This window comes from Pseudundibacterium arcticum, assembly GCF_042646465.1.
Classification (GTDB): Bacteria; Pseudomonadota; Gammaproteobacteria; order Burkholderiales; family Burkholderiaceae_D; genus Undibacterium_A; species Undibacterium_A arcticum.
On the sequence record NZ_JBHRTP010000038.1, the window covers coordinates 148134 to 163989 of the forward strand.

15 protein-coding genes are annotated in these 15856 nt (G+C 57.2%); 5 read left to right on the forward strand and 10 right to left on the reverse strand.

Features of this window, described 5'->3' with window-relative positions; genetic code table 11:
• The first annotated feature begins 102 nt into the window (after window positions 1–102).
• Both serB and ACFOFO_RS13115 read left to right on the forward strand, forming a co-directional pair.
• The gene (gene serB, locus ACFOFO_RS13110) at window positions 103–945 is read left to right on the forward strand and encodes a phosphoserine phosphatase SerB (RefSeq protein WP_390324640.1); all 843 of its coding nucleotides are present in this window, start codon (window positions 103–105) and stop codon (window positions 943–945) included.
• Between the two features lie 105 nt (window positions 946–1050).
• Window positions 1051–1413 carry a DUF4870 family protein gene (locus ACFOFO_RS13115; RefSeq protein WP_390324638.1) on the forward strand — a complete coding sequence of 121 codons (363 nt, stop codon included), beginning with the start codon at window positions 1051–1053 and terminating at the stop codon, window positions 1411–1413.
• Between the two features lie 165 nt (window positions 1414–1578).
• Here ACFOFO_RS13115 and ACFOFO_RS13120 read toward each other — a convergent pair whose 3' ends face one another.
• From ACFOFO_RS13120 to phaC, 5 genes are all read right to left on the reverse strand, one after another.
• Window positions 1579–2745, reverse strand: a complete 1167-nt coding sequence (locus ACFOFO_RS13120) for a cystathionine beta-lyase (protein ID WP_390324636.1) — start codon at window positions 2743–2745, stop codon at window positions 1579–1581.
• Between the two features lie 159 nt (window positions 2746–2904).
• Window positions 2905–4266, reverse strand: coding sequence for a 30S ribosomal protein S12 methylthiotransferase RimO (gene rimO / locus ACFOFO_RS13125; protein WP_390324634.1), 1362 nt, complete (start codon window positions 4264–4266; stop codon window positions 2905–2907).
• A 92-nt stretch (window positions 4267–4358) separates the two neighbouring features.
• The gene (gene phaR / locus ACFOFO_RS13130; protein ID WP_390324632.1) at window positions 4359–4913 is read right to left on the reverse strand and encodes a polyhydroxyalkanoate synthesis repressor PhaR; all 555 of its coding nucleotides are present in this window, start codon (window positions 4911–4913) and stop codon (window positions 4359–4361) included.
• Window positions 4914–5181: 268 nt separating this feature from the next.
• A complete protein-coding gene (locus ACFOFO_RS13135) occupies window positions 5182–5922 on the reverse strand; it encodes a 3-ketoacyl-ACP reductase (RefSeq protein WP_390324630.1) in 741 nt (246 codons plus the stop codon).
• 36 nt (window positions 5923–5958) lie between these two features.
• Window positions 5959–7677 (reverse strand): class I poly(R)-hydroxyalkanoic acid synthase, encoded by a 1719-nt coding sequence (gene phaC, locus ACFOFO_RS13140; RefSeq protein WP_390331739.1) that lies wholly within the window; start codon window positions 7675–7677, stop codon window positions 5959–5961.
• 54 nt (window positions 7678–7731) lie between these two features.
• Between phaC and ACFOFO_RS13145 the strand changes: the two genes are divergently transcribed.
• Window positions 7732–7980 (forward strand): hypothetical protein, encoded by a 249-nt coding sequence (locus ACFOFO_RS13145; RefSeq protein ID WP_390324628.1) that lies wholly within the window; start codon window positions 7732–7734, stop codon window positions 7978–7980.
• Window positions 7981–8023: 43 nt separating this feature from the next.
• Here ACFOFO_RS13145 and pgeF read toward each other — a convergent pair whose 3' ends face one another.
• Together pgeF and ACFOFO_RS13155 are read right to left on the reverse strand one after the other, a co-directional pair.
• Window positions 8024–8806: a peptidoglycan editing factor PgeF gene (gene pgeF / locus ACFOFO_RS13150; protein WP_390324626.1), complete on the reverse strand. Its 783-nt coding sequence runs from the start codon at window positions 8804–8806 to the stop codon at window positions 8024–8026.
• On the reverse strand, window positions 8800–9840 hold the full coding sequence (locus tag ACFOFO_RS13155; RefSeq protein WP_390324624.1) for an RluA family pseudouridine synthase: 1041 nt from the start codon (window positions 9838–9840) through the stop codon (window positions 8800–8802). The genes pgeF and ACFOFO_RS13155 overlap by 7 nt, the downstream gene beginning before the upstream one ends.
• Window positions 9841–9893: 53 nt before the next feature.
• Between ACFOFO_RS13155 and ACFOFO_RS13160 the strand changes: the two genes are divergently transcribed.
• A complete protein-coding gene (locus ACFOFO_RS13160) occupies window positions 9894–10691 on the forward strand; it encodes an outer membrane protein assembly factor BamD (RefSeq protein WP_390324622.1) in 798 nt (265 codons plus the stop codon).
• 337 nt (window positions 10692–11028) lie between these two features.
• On the opposite strand, the gene yaaA is transcribed toward ACFOFO_RS13160, so the two are convergent.
• Window positions 11029–11805 (reverse strand): peroxide stress protein YaaA, encoded by a 777-nt coding sequence (yaaA, locus tag ACFOFO_RS13165; RefSeq protein ID WP_390324620.1) that lies wholly within the window; start codon window positions 11803–11805, stop codon window positions 11029–11031.
• A 28-nt stretch (window positions 11806–11833) separates the two neighbouring features.
• On the opposite strand from yaaA, the gene ACFOFO_RS13170 reads away from it, so the two are divergent.
• On the forward strand, window positions 11834–12283 hold the full coding sequence (locus ACFOFO_RS13170) for a putative toxin-antitoxin system toxin component, PIN family (protein WP_390324618.1): 450 nt from the start codon (window positions 11834–11836) through the stop codon (window positions 12281–12283).
• A gap of 235 nt (window positions 12284–12518) precedes the next feature.
• On the opposite strand, the gene ACFOFO_RS13175 is transcribed toward ACFOFO_RS13170, so the two are convergent.
• Both ACFOFO_RS13175 and ACFOFO_RS13180 read right to left on the reverse strand, forming a co-directional pair.
• Complete coding sequence (locus ACFOFO_RS13175; RefSeq protein WP_390331741.1) at window positions 12519–14501, reverse strand: type IV pilus assembly protein FimV; 1983 nt, start codon at window positions 14499–14501, stop codon at window positions 12519–12521.
• On the reverse strand, window positions 14498–15649 hold the full coding sequence (locus ACFOFO_RS13180) for an acyl-CoA dehydrogenase family protein (RefSeq protein ID WP_390331743.1): 1152 nt from the start codon (window positions 15647–15649) through the stop codon (window positions 14498–14500). The genes ACFOFO_RS13175 and ACFOFO_RS13180 overlap by 4 nt, the downstream gene beginning before the upstream one ends.
• Window positions 15650–15856: the final 207 nt, after the last annotated feature.

Genomic DNA, 15856 nt, shown 5'->3' on the forward strand with positions numbered 1-15856 from the left:
GCGGTTCGGTCACCGACATATACTCCATGATACGCACGCCTATTCCGCAAATAAATTGATCGAAATGACGTGATACTCCCAATAAACTATAAAAACCTCCCAATGAATCTGATTCTGCAAGGCCTGGCGACCGACCGCCCCAGCATCGACCGTATCGCCGCACTGGTGCAGGCGCAACGCATCGCGTCGCTATCCGCAAACGCCTGGCGCTGCGAAGACGTCATCTGTGCGCCAGCATTGAAAGCCGAAGTCGAAGCGATCTGCCTGGAAGCGCAGATTGACTGCTGCTTCGTCGAGTCCGGCCGCGTGCTGTCCGACTTCAAGCTGCTGGTCATGGACATGGACTCAACCCTGATCACAATCGAGTGCATCGACGAGATCGCCGACATGCAAGGCCTGAAGCCGCAGGTGGCCGAGATTACCGAAGCCGCCATGCGCGGTGAAATCGAATTTCGCGAGAGTCTGACGCGCCGCGTGTCACTGCTCAAGGGACTCGACGCGTCCGCGCTGCAGCGGGTGTATGACGAACGGCTGCGCCTGTCGCCCGGCGCGGAACCGATGCTCGCGGCAATCCAGGCTGCCGGCCTGAAAACGCTGCTGGTGTCGGGCGGCTTCACCTTCTTTACCGACCGGATCAAGGATCGGCTCGGTCTCGATTACACGCACTCCAATTGTCTTGAAATCGCGGATGGCAAGCTGACTGGCCGCGTGGTCGGCGTCATCGTTGACGCCGACGAGAAAAAACATACGGTGGAAAGGGTATGCGCCGAACTCGGCATCACGCCCAAACAGGCGATCGTGATGGGCGACGGCGCCAACGATCTGAAGATGATGGGCATCGCCGGCTTATCGGTCGCCTTCCGCGCCAAACCGATAGTCCGCGCGCAAGCCGATGTGGCCTTGAATTTTGTCGGCCTGGATGGCATCTTGACGTTGTTTGCCTGATCGTCGGAGCCGCAGCGGCCCCGGCTGTTCGATGGTGACGGTCCGAATCCTGATCGGGTCGATGCTTTGGCTTTGGAACGATTTGATTCACACCGAGGAGACCGCATGTCCAATGAAATCGTGTTTGACACCAGAATGGAGTCGCTCAAGAACCTGGCCTGGTGGCTATATCTCTTCCACGGCGCCAGCCTGGTGTTTTCGATGGGTGCGTTCTCATGGATACCGCTGTTGATCAGCTACCTGAAGCGCGGTTCGGCCGCCGGCACCTTCGTCTACAGCCATCACAACTGGCAAATCCGCTCGTTCTGGTGGTATTTGATCTGGATGATCGTCGGCGGTGTGCTGTTCGTCACCGTCATCGGCGCGCCGCTGGCGTTTGTGGTGTGGGGACTGGCCTGGTTGTGGAAGGCTTATCGCTTGCTGAAGGGCTTGCTGGACCTGAACGAGAACAAGGAAATGCCGGCCTGAGGCGTGCAGGGCAAGGCATGAGGCTCAAGGCCACCTAGCAGTTGCAGGCGCGGTGGCCTGAACGGTGCCTGTCCCAAAGCGGCCCAGCCTGCGGCGCCGCATCACCGCAGCGAACTGGCACGACGCAGCGCCGCACATCCGGTTATTGGCTACTGTCCAGTGCCATCACAACGCCGCCAGAGCCCGTTCGATATCCGCAATCAAATCCTGGGCATCTTCCAGTCCGATGTTAAATCGCACCAGATGGCCCGGGATGGTCCAATTTTTGCGCATGTTCTGAATGTGATATGGCACGCACAGGCTGTTGCTGCCGCCCCAGCTGAAGCCGATCTTGAACAATTGCAGGCTGTCGACGAAATGGTCGATTTGTTGCTGCGTATAACGCGCATCGAACATCACTGAAAACAGTCCGCCGGCGCCGGTGAAATCGCGCTTCCACACCGCATGGCCAGGGCAATCCTCGAACGCCGGGTGCAGGATGCGCGTGATTTCAGGGCGGGTCTTGAGCCAGCTCGCCACGGCGCGGGCCGCAGCGTCATGCGCGTCGAATCGCAGCTTCATGGTCGACAGGCCGCGCAGCACCAGATAGGTGTCATCGGCGCCGACGCCGAAGCCAAGCCGCATGTGCGCCATTGTCAGCTTTTGGTGCACCTCGTCGTTGCGCGTCATCACGGCGCCCATCAACACGTCGGAGCCGCCGGACTGGTATTTGGTCAGCGCCTGCATCACGATATCGACACCATGTTCGAACGCGCGGAATGCCAGCCCGGCCGACCAGGTATTATCGATCGCTACCAGCACACCCTTGTCATGCGCCGCCTTGCAGATCGCCGGAATATCCGGCACTTCCATCGACACCGAGCCTGGCGCCTCGGTCCAGATCAGCCTTGTATTCGGTTGGATCAGATCGGCAATGCCGGCGCCGATCAGCGGGTCGTAGTAGCGCGCGCTAATGCCGAAATCCTGGCCCAGCCAGTTACCGAGATCGCGGTTCGGGTTGTACACATTGTCCGGCAGCAACACGTCGTCGCCGCTCTTCAACAGTGCAAAATCGACCATTGCGATCGCCGCCAGACCGCTTGGCGCCAGCAGGCAGTATTTGGCGTCCTCTATTTCGGCCAGCCGCGCTTCCAGCGTGAAGGTGGTCGGCGTGCCGTGCAGGCCGTAGGTATAGGACGACTTGTTGGCCCAGCTACGCGAACGCATTGCCGCGACATTCTTGAACACCACGGTCGAGGCGTGATGGATCGACGTCGACAACGCGGAGAAGCCTTCGGGCGCCGTATAGTCGCTGTGGGATAACAGGGTTTGCAGTGATTTCTGGTCGGACATGGGGCACCGGTTTGCGGTTGGATCGAACAAAATTGGGGTGTCAGGCTAAAGCGGTAAAAAAAACGGTCAAAAAAAATGCAACCCCGGCCAGGCCGGAATTGCATCTTATCAAATCGCCGTGTCGCGCGGTATCGCGCAGTGTCACGCGATGTCAGTAAATCAGGCGGCAGCCCACAAATCATGCGCATCGGCAGCGGTCACCGTCACATCGACGAACTCGCCGACCACCAGTTTCTTGTGCGGTTCGTACGGCGGCTTGACATACACCACGCCATCAATTTCCGGCGCGTCGGCGCTGGAGCGGCCGACACCGCAGGTGCGATTGACTTCATCGATCAGTACCCGCATCGTGCTGCCCACCTTCGCCTGCAGTCGCTTCTTCGAAATACCTTCCTGCAGCTGCATCAAACGCCCACGCCGCTCTTCGCGCACTGCTTCCGGGACCGGGTTGGCGAGCTGGTTCGCAGTTGCGCCCTCGACCGGCGAATAGGCAAAACAGCCGAGCCGGTCGATTTCCGCTTCCTCGATGAAGTCGAGCAGATATTGAAACTCCGCCTCGGTTTCGCCAGGAAAGCCGGCGATGAAGGTTGAGCGTATCGTGATGTCCGGGCACATCTTGCGCCAGGCCTGGATCCGTTCAATGTTCTTTTCGCCGCTGGCAGGACGCTTCATGCGTTTCAGCACATCCGGGTGCGCATGCTGCAGCGGCACGTCCAGATAAGGCAGGACATGGCCGCCGTTCATCATCGGAATGATCTGGTCGACATGCGGATAGGGATAGACGTAATGCAGGCGCACCCAGGCACCGTAGTGCTTGGCCAACTCACCCAACGCTTCCACCAGTTGCGTCATGTGGGTCTTGACCGGCTTGCCGTTCCAGAATCCGGTGCGAAACTTGACATCGACGCCATAGGCGCTGGTGTCTTGCGAGATCACCAGCAGTTCCTTGACGCCGGCCTTGAATAGATTTTCGGCTTCCAGCATGACGTCGGCGATCGGGCGCGACACCAGGTCGCCGCGCATCGACGGAATAATGCAGAAACTGCAACGGTGGTTACAGCCTTCGGAAATTTTCAGATACGCATAGTGCTTCGGGGTCAGCTTGATGCCCTGTGGTGGCACCAGATCGATGAACGGCGCGTGCGGTTTCGGCAGGTGAAGATGGACCGCGTCCATGACTTCGCCCAGTGCGTGTGGGCCGGTGACGGCCAGCACTTTAGGGTGCACTTTCAAGATGATGTCGTCGCCGGCCGCATCCTTTTTCGCGCCCAGACAGCCGGTCACGATGACCTTGCCGTTCTCATGCAGCGCCTCGCCGATGGCATCGAGCGATTCCTGTACCGCGGCATCGATGAAGCCGCAGGTATTGACGATCACCAGATCGGCACCGTCATAGGATTTGGCGGTGTCGTAACCTTCGGCGCGCAATTGAGTAAGGATTTGTTCGGAATCGACTAGTGCTTTCGGACAACCTAGCGATACGAAGCCAACTTTGGGTGTTTGTTGAGCGGAGCTGGACATAAAAGAAAGAGGTACAAGACGAATCCGCCATTGTACCTCTTTCATCGCCCTGCCCCCGTGACTTGCCGCATCGTGGCGCAGCTAACCTCGAATTACTTGGGCTTGTCGGTCGGATTGAACGGGAAGGAACCAAACATCGACTTGGTCTGATTTTCCATCTGCTCCTGCATCTGGACGAACAGGTTTTTGCTCTGATCGATGTAATTGCTCATCATGCCCTGCATCATGGGACCTTGCACATTCATGAATTGCGCCCACATCTCGGGGCTGAAAGGCTTGCCTTCGTACAGATCCTTCGAGTTTTCGGTGAGCTTGCTCTGGATCTCGGTAAAAGCCTGCACGTTCTTTTCCAGGTACGAGCCCATCATGCCCTGCATCGCATGGCCGTAGTAGCGAATGATCTGCGACAGTGCTGAACTGGAGAACATCGGCTGTCCGTTCGCCTCTTCTTCCAGAATGATCTGCAGCAAAATGCTGCGCGTCAGGTCTTCGTTGCTCTTGGCATCGACCACCTTGAATTCTTCGGTATCGAGCACCAGCTGCTTGACGTCGGTGAGCGTAATGTAGGAACTTGTTTGCGTGTCATACAGACGACGGTTTGGATACTTCTTGATCAGGCGCTCAGACATCTTTTTTGCACTATTCATCGACGCTCCCATTTACATATATTGCGCCGCAACGTATATCAGTTGAGCCGTAAAAAAAGCGAACGCATGTTCGCTTGCGATACCTTCATTATAGTGCGTAAAACAACGATTACATCAGCCGATGTTGTTCTGCCGTAATTTTACTGCAACGCAACGCGAACCACCCACAGCACCACTGTTGAAGCCACTACTTAGCAATGGCAGCGCTCAGGATCAACAGCGCAAACGAGGCGGACAACTGCCGCCTCGCACCACAACTACCGCACGACTACCCCATGTGCAAGCCGCCGTTCAGTGAGAAGTCCGAGCCGGTCGCATAGCCGCCTTCTTCCGAAACAATCCAAGAAATGATCGAGGCAATTTCTTCCGGCTCACCCAGGCGTTTGACGGGAATGCCTGCCACGATTTTCTCCAGCACTTCCGGACGAATGGCTTTGACCATGTCGGTACCGATATAGCCCGGCGACACGGTATTGACTGTCACACTCTTGGTCGCGACCTCCTGCGCGAGCGCCATCGTGAAGCCATGGATGCCAGCTTTGGCGGTCGAGTAATTGGTCTGGCCGAACTGCCCCTTCTGTCCGTTAACCGATGAAATATTGACGATACGGCCCCAGCCACGATCCGCCATGCCATCGATCACCTGCTTGGTGACGTTGAACAGCGAATTGAGATTGGTGTCGATCACTTCAAGCCACTGGTCCTTGGTCATCTTGCGGAACTGGCCGTCGCGCGTGATACCGGCATTGTTGACCAGGATATCGACTTCGCCGATCTCCGCCTTCACCTTGTCGAATGCGGCCTTGGTGGAATCCCAGTCAGACACGTTGCCTTCGGACGCGTGGACATCGAAGCCCTGCGCGCGCATGTCGGCCAGCCATTTGTCCTTGCGCGGCGAATTCGGGCCGCAGCCCGCCACCACCGTATAACCATCCTTGCACAGGCGCTTGCAAATCGGGGACCCGATCCCGCCCATTCCACCAGTTACATACGCGACACGTTTGTTCATCATCGACTCCTGTTTAGTTGATACATTTGGGTTAGTTTAGTCTGCCCTCACCTTGACGTAACGTCCGGGTGCGGCTTCGATCGGCTTACATGTTGCACTTCCAAATTTGCTCGGGGCTTTCACCTGCTTACCGGCATGTTCCGCCAAAAAAGTGGACCATTCCGGCCACCAGCTGCCAGCGTGCTCAGTCGCAGAGGCCAGCCAGCCATCGGCATCCGCCACCGGTTGATCGTTGCTCCAGTAGTTGCGCTTTTTCTTGCTGGCCGGGTTGATGACGCCGGCGATATGGCCCGATGCGCCGAGTACGAAACGGTTCCGGCCTGCCTTTTTCGGATTGAGTATGCGCATCGACGCAAATGCCGCAGTCCACGGCACAATATGGTCTTCGCGCGAACCGTAAATGAAGGTCGGTGCATTGATCTTCGTGAGATCGACCTTTTCGCCCGCCACGGTGAGCTTGCCCGGCACTTTCAAACTGTTTTCCAGATAGGTGTTGCGCAGGTACCAGCAGAACATGGGACCTGGCAAATTGGTACTGTCAGAATTCCAGTACAACAGATCGAACGGCGGCGGCTCCTCGCCTTTCAGGTAATTCGACTGCACATAATTCCAGACCAGATCATTCGGTCGCAAGCTAGAGAACGTACTGGCCAGATCGCGGCCCGGCATCAAACCACCACTGCCGAGTTTCTGTTCGCGCATGTTGACCTGCATCTCGTCGATAAACACATCGAGAATACCGGTATCGGAAAAATCGAGCAGCGTGGTCAGCAACGTCAGGCTGGCGGCCGGATTCTCGCCGCGTGCCGCCAACACCGCAAGGGCCGTGCTGACAATTGTGCCGCCAACGCAGAAGCCAAAAACACTGATCTTTTCCTGTCCCGAGATTTCTTGCGCCAGCTGGATCGCCTTGATCGCACCGTCTTCAATATATTGGTCCCAGGTGGCCACCCTCATTGATTCGTCAGGATTGCGCCATGACACCAGGAACACCGTATGGCCTTGCTCGATGGCATAGCGTACGACCGAATTCTCCGGTTGCAAATCGAGAATATAAAACTTGTTGATGCACGGCGGCACCATCAGCAACGGCCTTTGGTGCACCGTTGTCGTCAGCGGTTTGTATTGAATCAGCTGGAACATCGCGTTTTCAAACACTACCGCACCTTCAGTGGTGGCGACATTTTTGCCAACCTCGAAAGCGGTTTCGTCGGTCAGTGAGATGCGGCCTTTGTGCATGTCGGCCAGCATGTTGGTGACACCCTTGGTCAGACTCTCGCCCTTGCTGTCGATAATCTTTTGCTGTGCGTCGGGATTGGTTGCCAGGAAGTTGGCCGGACTCATTGCGTCGATCATTTGCTGGACCGCGAAACGAATCTTCTGTTTGGTCTTGGCCGGCGCCTCGACCGCATCTGCCAGCGCCAGCAGGAAGCGGGCGTTCAGCAGATAGGATGCGGCATTGAACGAATAAAACACGTTGGATTGCCAGCCCGCGGTCGAAAAACGCTTGTCCGAAATGGCCGGAACCTTCGACGTCATCACGTCCTGCCATAATTTCGAACACTGGCGCATGTAGTCGCTTTCCAGCTTGGACAGAACCTCAGGATCGATTCCGACACCGGCCTCTTTCAAAATATCGGCAAGTGGATTGGCCCCCGTTTGAGGAACCGACTTGACCCAGGATTGCATACTGGCCGGATCGGCGAACTGCGATATCCATGCTGCGGCCATGGCTTGAGGGTCACGCGTATTCATGCTGCTCTCCTAATTTGAGCGTATCTTTACAGTTTGCGCTGAAAATAAATATTTATGTATATCGTTGCAATCGCATGGATCTATGTCGTGCTCATGATGTCTCTGACAGAGACCTCATTTGTTGCAGGAATTATGACGTTTTTCATGTACTGCGTGTTGCCTTTGATAATAATTTTATATCTGATGGGCGGGTCGCGACGCAAGCGAAAACGTGAGGCCATGGCGCAGACAGATATGTTGGTCGCACAACAGGCGAAAAAAAATCCATCCGGCCATGACGAGCAGCCTCCGAAGGATTTTTAAAGGAAAAATAGGCGACTGGATCATCGCCGATATGGACCGATGTTTACTTGATCCATATCAACGATGCCATCCGGCCCGTCACCCGGTCGCGCCGATAGGAATAAAACCGGTGCGCGTCGCTGACGGTACTTAGATCACCACCGCTGATACGGGTCACCCCGAGCCGATGTAGCACCGATCTGGCCAGCAGATAGATGTCAGCCAGATATTTTGTGGTGCCGGGCACCGGACGAAATGCCGCGCGCGCCTGATCGGGGTCGATGCCTTGATCCACAAACCGTTCGACAAACGCTTGCCGCACATCCTCACCGACCTCGAAGTGCATGGGACCGATCGCCGGACCAAGCCAGGCCAGCATCTCGCCGGCGCCGGCGTCGCGCATGTTGGCGACGGTATTGTCCAGCACGCCGGCAACCAACCCACGCCAACCGGCATGCGCGGCCCCAACCATTTTCCCGCTCGAATCGCACAACAACACCGGTAGACAATCGGCGCTCTGCACCGCGCACACTACCTCACGCACGGTGGTAAAACTGGCATCGGCTTCCGGTGCACCGCTGGCAACTGCCGCGTCCACCACCCGGGTCCCATGCACCTGCGACAGCCACGTCGGCTCCGCTGGCAGCGAACTGCGTAGCAACGCGCGATTGTGCTGCACCGCCTCCGACCGATCGCCGACATGCACCCCCAGATTCATGCCGCCGCGTCCGATACCGCTACCGTCGTCATAGGGCATCATGCTGACGCCACCCTGGCGCGTGGTGGACAACGCGCCGATATTGCCCGGCAGGTCTGGCCAGTCAGGAATCAGCAGATGTTTCACCATTGTTCCGGAATCGCGATTTCGGCGCGCTCCAGCAGGGCTGAAAAGTCCTGCGCCAGCGGCACCGACCATTCGCAAAATTCGCCGCTGACCGGATGAACCAGTCCGAGACGCCAAGCCTGCAAGGCCTGACGCGGGAAAAACGGTGCCAGGTGTGACTTCCCATACAAGACATCGCCGACCAGCGGGAATCCCAGCGACAGCATGTGTACGCGAATCTGATGGGTGCGGCCGGTTTCAAGTTGACAGCGCACCAGGCTGACGGCACGGCGATCCAGCGCCCCCGACGCAATACGCTGATAGTGGGTGATCGCCGGTTTGGCGCGCATGCTCTCCTCCAGTACCGCCATTTTGATACGGTCGCGTGGATGACGCCCCATTGGCGCATCGACCGTACCGCTCAGATGCGGCAAGCCCCAGACCAGCGCCAGATATTCGCGTTTCACGGCGCGTGCCTGCAATTGGCGCACCAGATCAGTATGCGCTTCGAGCGTTTTTGCGACCACCATCAGGCCGCTGGTGTCTTTATCCAGGCGATGCACGATCCCGGCGCGCGGGACCCCCGCAATCTGCGGAAAATGATGCAACAGGCCGTTGAGCAGGGTGCCCGACCAATTGCCGGCGGCGGGATGCACGACCAGGCCGGCTGGTTTGTCGATCACAAGAATCGCGGCATCCTCGTACACGATCGCAAGATCCATCGGTTCCGCCTTGTAGGCATCGTCTTCCGGCGCTGCCTGCGGCAAAATGAGGATACTTTCATCGCCGAAAACCGTCATCTTGGCGCGTGCAGGCTGGCCGTCGACGGTAACAAAACCAGCCTCGATCCATTGCTGCAGTCGGCTGCGCGAAAATTGCGGCACCAGTGTCGAGATGATCTTGTCCAATCGCTGCCCGCAGGCGCCTGGCGTGAGCTTTAATGCAATCGGCGGCATGTCCGCCAGGTTGGCGCCGACATCGTCGAGATCGTCGATCTCGACATCGGAAATCCGTTCGTCGCTATTTGGCGCGGTCGTTAATATCACAGCAAGTCCCATCGGCTATAATCTGCCTAATTCAGTCCAAAGTTGAAATCCGTCCTGCAAAAAATATGCAAAATAAATTCTTGAAAATCGCCACAATCGTAGTTGCCCTATCGCTGTCAGCATGTGGTCTGCTGCCAGAAAAAATCGACGAAACCAAGACGTGGTCAGCTGCCAAATTATACTCGGAGGCCAGCGATGAACTAGCAGGCGGCAATTACGAACGATCAATCAAGCTGTTTGAGAGCCTGGAATCGCGCTATCCGTTCGGCACTTATGCACTGCAGGCGCAAATGGAAATCGCCTATGCCTACTATCGTCAGGCCGACCCGGCGCAAGCGTTGGCCGCCGCCGAGCGCTTCATCAAACTGCATCCGAATCACCCGAATGTGGACTACATGTATTACCTGCGCGGGTTGATCAACTTCAATGACAAGCCCGGCCTGCTCGACTTTCTGACGCGTCAGGATCTGACCGAGCGTGATCCGAAAGCGACGCGCGACGCTTTCGATGCCTTCAAGCAATTGGTGCAAAAATTCCCCAATAGCACCTACACACCCGATGCGATCCTGCGCATGAAATATCTGGTGAACGCGATGGCGCAGTACGAGGTCCATGTCGCCAACTACTACTATCGCCGCGGCGCGTATCTGTCGGCGGTCAATCGCGCACAGGCGGCGGTGACGGACTATCCCGATGCCCCAGCGACCGAACAGGCCTTGCTGCTGATGGTACGTTGTTACGACAAGCTGGGGACCACCGACCTGCGCGATGACGCTGACCGCGTGTTCAAAAAGAATTTTCCCAACAGCGCCTTGCTGAAAGCAGAGAAAAAAAGCAACGAGCCCTGGTGGAAAATCTGGTAATCGATTGGCTAACTGATCCAACAGTCAGGCCAGCGCAGTCAAGTCAACTTTAAGGGTGTCCCTGAATTCAAAGGCCGGGTCGTTCCACAGGTCGCTGGAACCCAGTGTCTTTCGTCACGCACCGTTAACGCCTAACGCGAACAGGAAACACGTCGTTTTAAGGCTAAACGAGGAGCAAGATGGGTCTTAGCGCAACGTACGCCACTGGGTCCCAGCGTTCGTTGGGACGACAAAAGATATCCTTAAATTCAGTCATCAAACAGCCTCGCAGTACATGTCGCGAGGCTTTTTTCTGTGCGAGCCGAATCCAGCCCAGTGTATGCGTCCATGCCAACGCTTAACCCGGCAGCCGACGCCGGAACAGCCAGCTGCGCTCGCTGGAACCATTTTCGTCGAACGCATAGCCCTCAAGGTTGAACGCCTTCAGTTTTGACGGCCGCGTGATGCCTTTTTGCGCGGCGAAGCGCGCCATCAGCCCGCGCGCGCGCTTGGCATAGAAGGAAATCACCTTGTATTTACCGTTCTTCCAGTCTTCGAACACGGGCGTGATCACCGGCACCGTCAGTTGCGCGGGCTGGACGACCTTGAAATATTCTTCCGAAGCCAGGTTGACCAGTGCTTCCGAATTTCGCTCGGCGACGACGGCATTGAGCGCCTCGGTCACCAATCCGCCCCAAAACGCATACAAATTCCGGCCGCGATGATTCGGCAACCGGGTTCCCATTTCCAGCCGATAGGCTTGCATCAGGTCAAGCGGGCGCAACAGACCGTATAAGCCGGATAAAATGCGCAGGTGCGCCTGCGTATAGTCGAGTTGTTTGGCGCTCAGTGAAGCGGCATCCAGGCCTTCGTAGACGTCGCCATTGAACGTCAGGACCGCCTGTTTCGCGTTATCCGGCGACAATTTCGGCGACCAGGCTGTGTAGCGCGCGGTATTTAGCTGTGCCAATGGTGCGGAAATTTGCATCAGACTGCCGATCTGTGTCGGCGAGAGCGTGCGCAAGGTATCGATCAGTTCAGCCGAGTGCTTGATGAAATCGGGCTGGGTAAATTTTCCGGTGCCGGCGGGTGTGTCGAGATCGAGCGTTTTGGCCGGCGAAATAACAATCAGCATTTAACATCCAAAGAAAAGAATCAACGCAATGATACCGAAGCGCGTCGTACTCGACACCAATGTCTGTCTGGATTTATTCGTTTTTCGCGATCCACGCTGGGCCGGGCTGCTGGCAGCGATCAAAAACGGCACGCTGGAGGCCGTGACGCGCGACGACTGCCGGACGGAATGGCAGATTGTGCTGAATTATCCGCACCTGCCGCTCGACCCGGAATCGCGGGCACGAAGTGCTGCCGAGTTCGATGCACTGATCCGCTGCGTCGCTCCGGTGGCACTGGTCGATACGCCGTTACCGCTGTGCCGCGACAAGGACGATCAGAAGTTTTTGGAATTGGCGCGCGACGCCGGTGCCAGCGCACTGATCACGAAAGACAAGGCCTTGTTGAAATGCGCACGACGCACCGCGAAAGCTGGATTGTTCACCGTGATTTTGCCTGAGGCCTGGGTTCCGGATCCGGTGCATCAAGCCGCCTTGTAGTGATGCGGGAGTGTCATGCTCCCCACTTTCCGAAAAATATACTACTACCGGTATTTAATTTTCCGCAATATCTGCTTGGGGGTCAGGCCATTTATTAAACATACTCCCAATAAGAGTAAGCGCTCGATACCTGACAGGTGCCCGACCGCCGAGCTTCGGCATGGTCGTCCGTGCATCTGGTAAGGTCGCGGGCCCGATCCGGTACGGACGCAGCCTGACGAAAGGGCGCCGCGACTTACTCGGTCGGCGGCTGCGGTTGAATATCGATTTTGAAATCGACCGGCTCGAAATCGATCGTCCCTTCCGGGGTCGTGCCTTCCGGATCTTTCCAGCGGAAAGTCGGCTTTTGATGCGGCCGATGGATAGCGGCTTTGAGCTTCGCCAGGTCGGCACCGGGAAATTCAATGGCCAGCGCACGATCGAGCTCCCGCACGATGGCGATCAGCATCAGGATCTCGCGATAGACTGGCAGATCGAAGCCGACGCGCGCACCATCCCGGTCGTCGATCAGCAGACTCTCGAGGAAGGGCATGATGCCGTCAGTATTCCAGGCATCGCAGATGCGTCCCATCAGATTCGGGAAATCTTCAAGGCTGCGCGGGCGCAGGGTCAGGACGTCTTCCTTGAATATCGGGATATGCGCGTTGAAGATCAGCTGGAAGCGGTCACGCAGCGCATTGTATTTGTCCTCACTCCCCATGTCCCGGTACAAATCAAGCAGGTACAACCACGGCACCGGCGAATCGGGGCTCGCAACATCACTTTGCGGCTCCAGGATTTCGAGTGCGCGCTGCGGGTCGTTGAGCGACATCCAGAATTCCGCTTCCTGGGTGACGTCGGAAATCTCTTCCACGTTCAGCGCGTGGGTCTTGACTGAATAGGGATTGAGACTGCTGCTGTTGGTACTTTCCAGCGTCGGCAATCCGAAAGCCAGGTTCTTGTTCCATTGCGAGCTTAGCTGCGCACTCACCGTGGTATCGCGGGCTCCCGGTTGCATCGAACGATAAATTGAATCGGAAGCGGCAACCGGCTCATTCTGCATTTCAAAATCCGGGCCACGTTCCAGGTTAAAACGCGAATCAGGCGCCACGGTATCGCCGCTCGACCCGCCTGTTTTGCGCGGGAAATTCTGTTCCCACCAAGCGGCCTGATGTTTTTTCATGCTGCGTGCATGCCACAGCAATCCCGCGATCGCACCCAACGCCAGCAATAACAAGCCGCCCAATGCGGCCAACCAGACTGACGGATAGGATTTGTCCCGGATTTCATTAAGTGCGGCGCGGTCATTTTGACTTTGATGCTTGATCGCGTCGATTTGCGCCTGCAGCTCCTGCACCTGCGCCTGCGCGGCTTTCACTTTCGCCTCGGTGTCCCGCAGCGGATCTTCGCCGCGCATGACAGCGTCGAATTGCTGGCGCGCAGCCTTGGTCGCCTCTGCCGTGCGTGGATCGACGGCCGTTGTGGGTGCCGGTTCAGACAAGGTGTCGGACAATTTTAGGCGCGAAACCGGAGTGCGCTCTTCGCCTGACAGCCTGCGCGCGTCACGCTGCGATTTCCTGGCCTTGGTCCGGATCGGAGCATCTCCACTGATTGGAGATGGCTGCGCATCCGCACCTATCATGGCAGTTGCGGGGCCGCGGGTTGCCCGGCGAACCTTGCCTTTTCTTGGCACACCCTGCGCGGAGCCATCGATGGACGAGGCTGTCTCGGCAGATTGGTTGGCTTGCGTCTGTTGTGGCGGCAGGCCGTTTGCGACCGCACCCCGCTCAGCGGCCTGTGGCGGCAATTGCGCCAGTACCGGCGAAGCGTAGGGCGGATCCAGCAGCACCTGATATTGGCGATGGATCGGCGCCGTGCAGCCGACATCGACGGTGATTGTGACTGCCGGTTCATTGACGACCTGACGCGAGGTCAAGGCGATAGTCGCGCCTTGCGCGCTGCGCATCACGACGATTTGCGGAGAAACGACAAAAGCGCCGTCAGACGACTCGACCCGCGCCTTGATGCAGGTTGTGCTGACATCGTTATCGTTACCGATGATAGGAATGCTGGCGTGCAGTGGCTGGCCCAGTGCCGACTGCAAGCTCACCGTCCCTACGCCGACTGCATGCGCGGCCGACCCGCACACAGTCAACACTGCAAGCGCGATCAGGCGCAAGGCTGGCATTTGCCCATGGCGAATAATAATTATGTCTCCCCGAGCATCATTGATAATCATGTTTCTCCGAGCACCATTGCGCGCCCAATCACCAACTGCTGGATCTGGCTAGTACCCTCAAAAATTCGGAATAATCTGACATCGCGATAAAAACGTTCTACCGCATAGTCGCTAATATACCCGGCTCCGCCATGAATTTGTACGCAACGGTCCGCGACCCGCCCCACCATTTCGGATGCAAACAACTTGCAGCACGCGGCATCGATTTTCACATTCTCTCCCGCATCGCGCTTTCTTGCGGTTTCCATGACCATGCTGCGGGCGGCCAGCAACTCCGCGCGGCTATCGGCTAGCATGGCCTGGACCAGTTGAAATTGACCAATCGGCTGGCCGAATTGTATTCGCTCCTGGGCATAGCGCAGCGCATCATCGAGCAGGCGCTGTGCTGCACCGACACAAACCGCGGCGATGGTGATGCGCCCTTTATCGAGCACCTTCATCGCAGTCTTGAAACCCTGGCCCTCGATACCACCGATCAAATTGGCAACTGGCACCTTGACGTTGTCAAACACCACGTCGGCGGTATGAGCACCCTTCTGCCCCATCTTGCGGTCAATCTTGCCGATTGTGATGCCGGGCGTGTTCGCCGCAACAATAAATGCCGAGACGCCGCGACTATCGGTAGACGACGCATCGGTACGCGCCATGACGGTAAAAATGCCCGCCTCCGGGGCGTTGGTGATGTAGCGCTTGGTGCCGTTGATGACATAGTGATCGTCCATCCTGACCGCACTAGTGGCGAGCGATGCGGCATCCGAACCGGCGCCCGGTTCGGTCAATGCAAATGATCCTATCAGTGCGCCGGAAGCCAATTGTGGCAACCAGAATGCTTTTTGCTCCGGCGTGCCGTCAATCACGATGCCTTGCGAGCCGATCCCATTGTTGGTGCCAAGGATCGAACGGAAAGCCGGCGATGCGTAAGTCAGCGCGATGATGACCTGCACCTCCTCCTCCATCGTCAAACCGGCGCCACCATACTCTTCGGGGATGGTCAGGCCGAACAGTCCGATCGCACGCATTTCGTCAATAATCGCGGGCGGAATGGAATCGGTCTCGGCCACCTCTTGCTCGCAGGGTATCAGCTTGTCGCGCACAAATCTGTGCACAGTGGCAAGTATTAAATCAAGCGTCTGTTGGTCTCGGATCACTAGTTTCTTTCCCTACAAGGGGCCTGCGGTAGCTCTGGAAGGATACCACCGTCGCCGAGCTCCTCTCCAACTCGTTGCTACCGCCACCGATGAACAACGCAGATATGGGGAGTATGCGGATTAAATGCTCGCTCGCCCAAATGAAGTGGACGGGCGGTTTCAATGTCCAAGTGCAACAAGACCAAGCTTATCTGCCCAGTATGCGTT

What these genes read in the sequence shown, in the direction of transcription:
- ACFOFO_RS13115 (WP_390324638.1), top strand. Translation starts at nt 1,051, where the DNA reads ATGTCCAATGAAATCGTGTTTGACACCAGAATGGAGTCGCTCAAGAAC.
- rimO (WP_390324634.1), bottom strand. Translation starts at nt 4,266, where the DNA reads ATGTCCAGCTCCGCTCAACAAACACCCAAAGTTGGCTTCGTATCGCTA.
- pgeF (WP_390324626.1), bottom strand. Translation starts at nt 8,806, where the DNA reads ATGGTGAAACATCTGCTGATTCCTGACTGGCCAGACCTGCCGGGCAAT.
- ACFOFO_RS13120 (WP_390324636.1), bottom strand. Translation starts at nt 2,745, where the DNA reads ATGTCCGACCAGAAATCACTGCAAACCCTGTTATCCCACAGCGACTAT.
- phaR (WP_390324632.1), bottom strand. Translation starts at nt 4,913, where the DNA reads ATGAATAGTGCAAAAAAGATGTCTGAGCGCCTGATCAAGAAGTATCCA.
- ACFOFO_RS13175 (WP_390331741.1), bottom strand. Translation starts at nt 14,501, where the DNA reads ATGATTATCAATGATGCTCGGGGAGACATAATTATTATTCGCCATGGG.
- ACFOFO_RS13160 (WP_390324622.1), top strand. Translation starts at nt 9,894, where the DNA reads ATGCAAAATAAATTCTTGAAAATCGCCACAATCGTAGTTGCCCTATCG.
- ACFOFO_RS13135 (WP_390324630.1), bottom strand. Translation starts at nt 5,922, where the DNA reads ATGAACAAACGTGTCGCGTATGTAACTGGTGGAATGGGCGGGATCGGG.
- ACFOFO_RS13155 (WP_390324624.1), bottom strand. Translation starts at nt 9,840, where the DNA reads ATGGGACTTGCTGTGATATTAACGACCGCGCCAAATAGCGACGAACGG.
- ACFOFO_RS13145 (WP_390324628.1), top strand. Translation starts at nt 7,732, where the DNA reads ATGTATATCGTTGCAATCGCATGGATCTATGTCGTGCTCATGATGTCT.
- yaaA (WP_390324620.1), bottom strand. Translation starts at nt 11,805, where the DNA reads ATGCTGATTGTTATTTCGCCGGCCAAAACGCTCGATCTCGACACACCC.
- serB (WP_390324640.1), top strand. Translation starts at nt 103, where the DNA reads ATGAATCTGATTCTGCAAGGCCTGGCGACCGACCGCCCCAGCATCGAC.
- ACFOFO_RS13170 (WP_390324618.1), top strand. Translation starts at nt 11,834, where the DNA reads ATGATACCGAAGCGCGTCGTACTCGACACCAATGTCTGTCTGGATTTA.
- phaC (WP_390331739.1), bottom strand. Translation starts at nt 7,677, where the DNA reads ATGAATACGCGTGACCCTCAAGCCATGGCCGCAGCATGGATATCGCAG.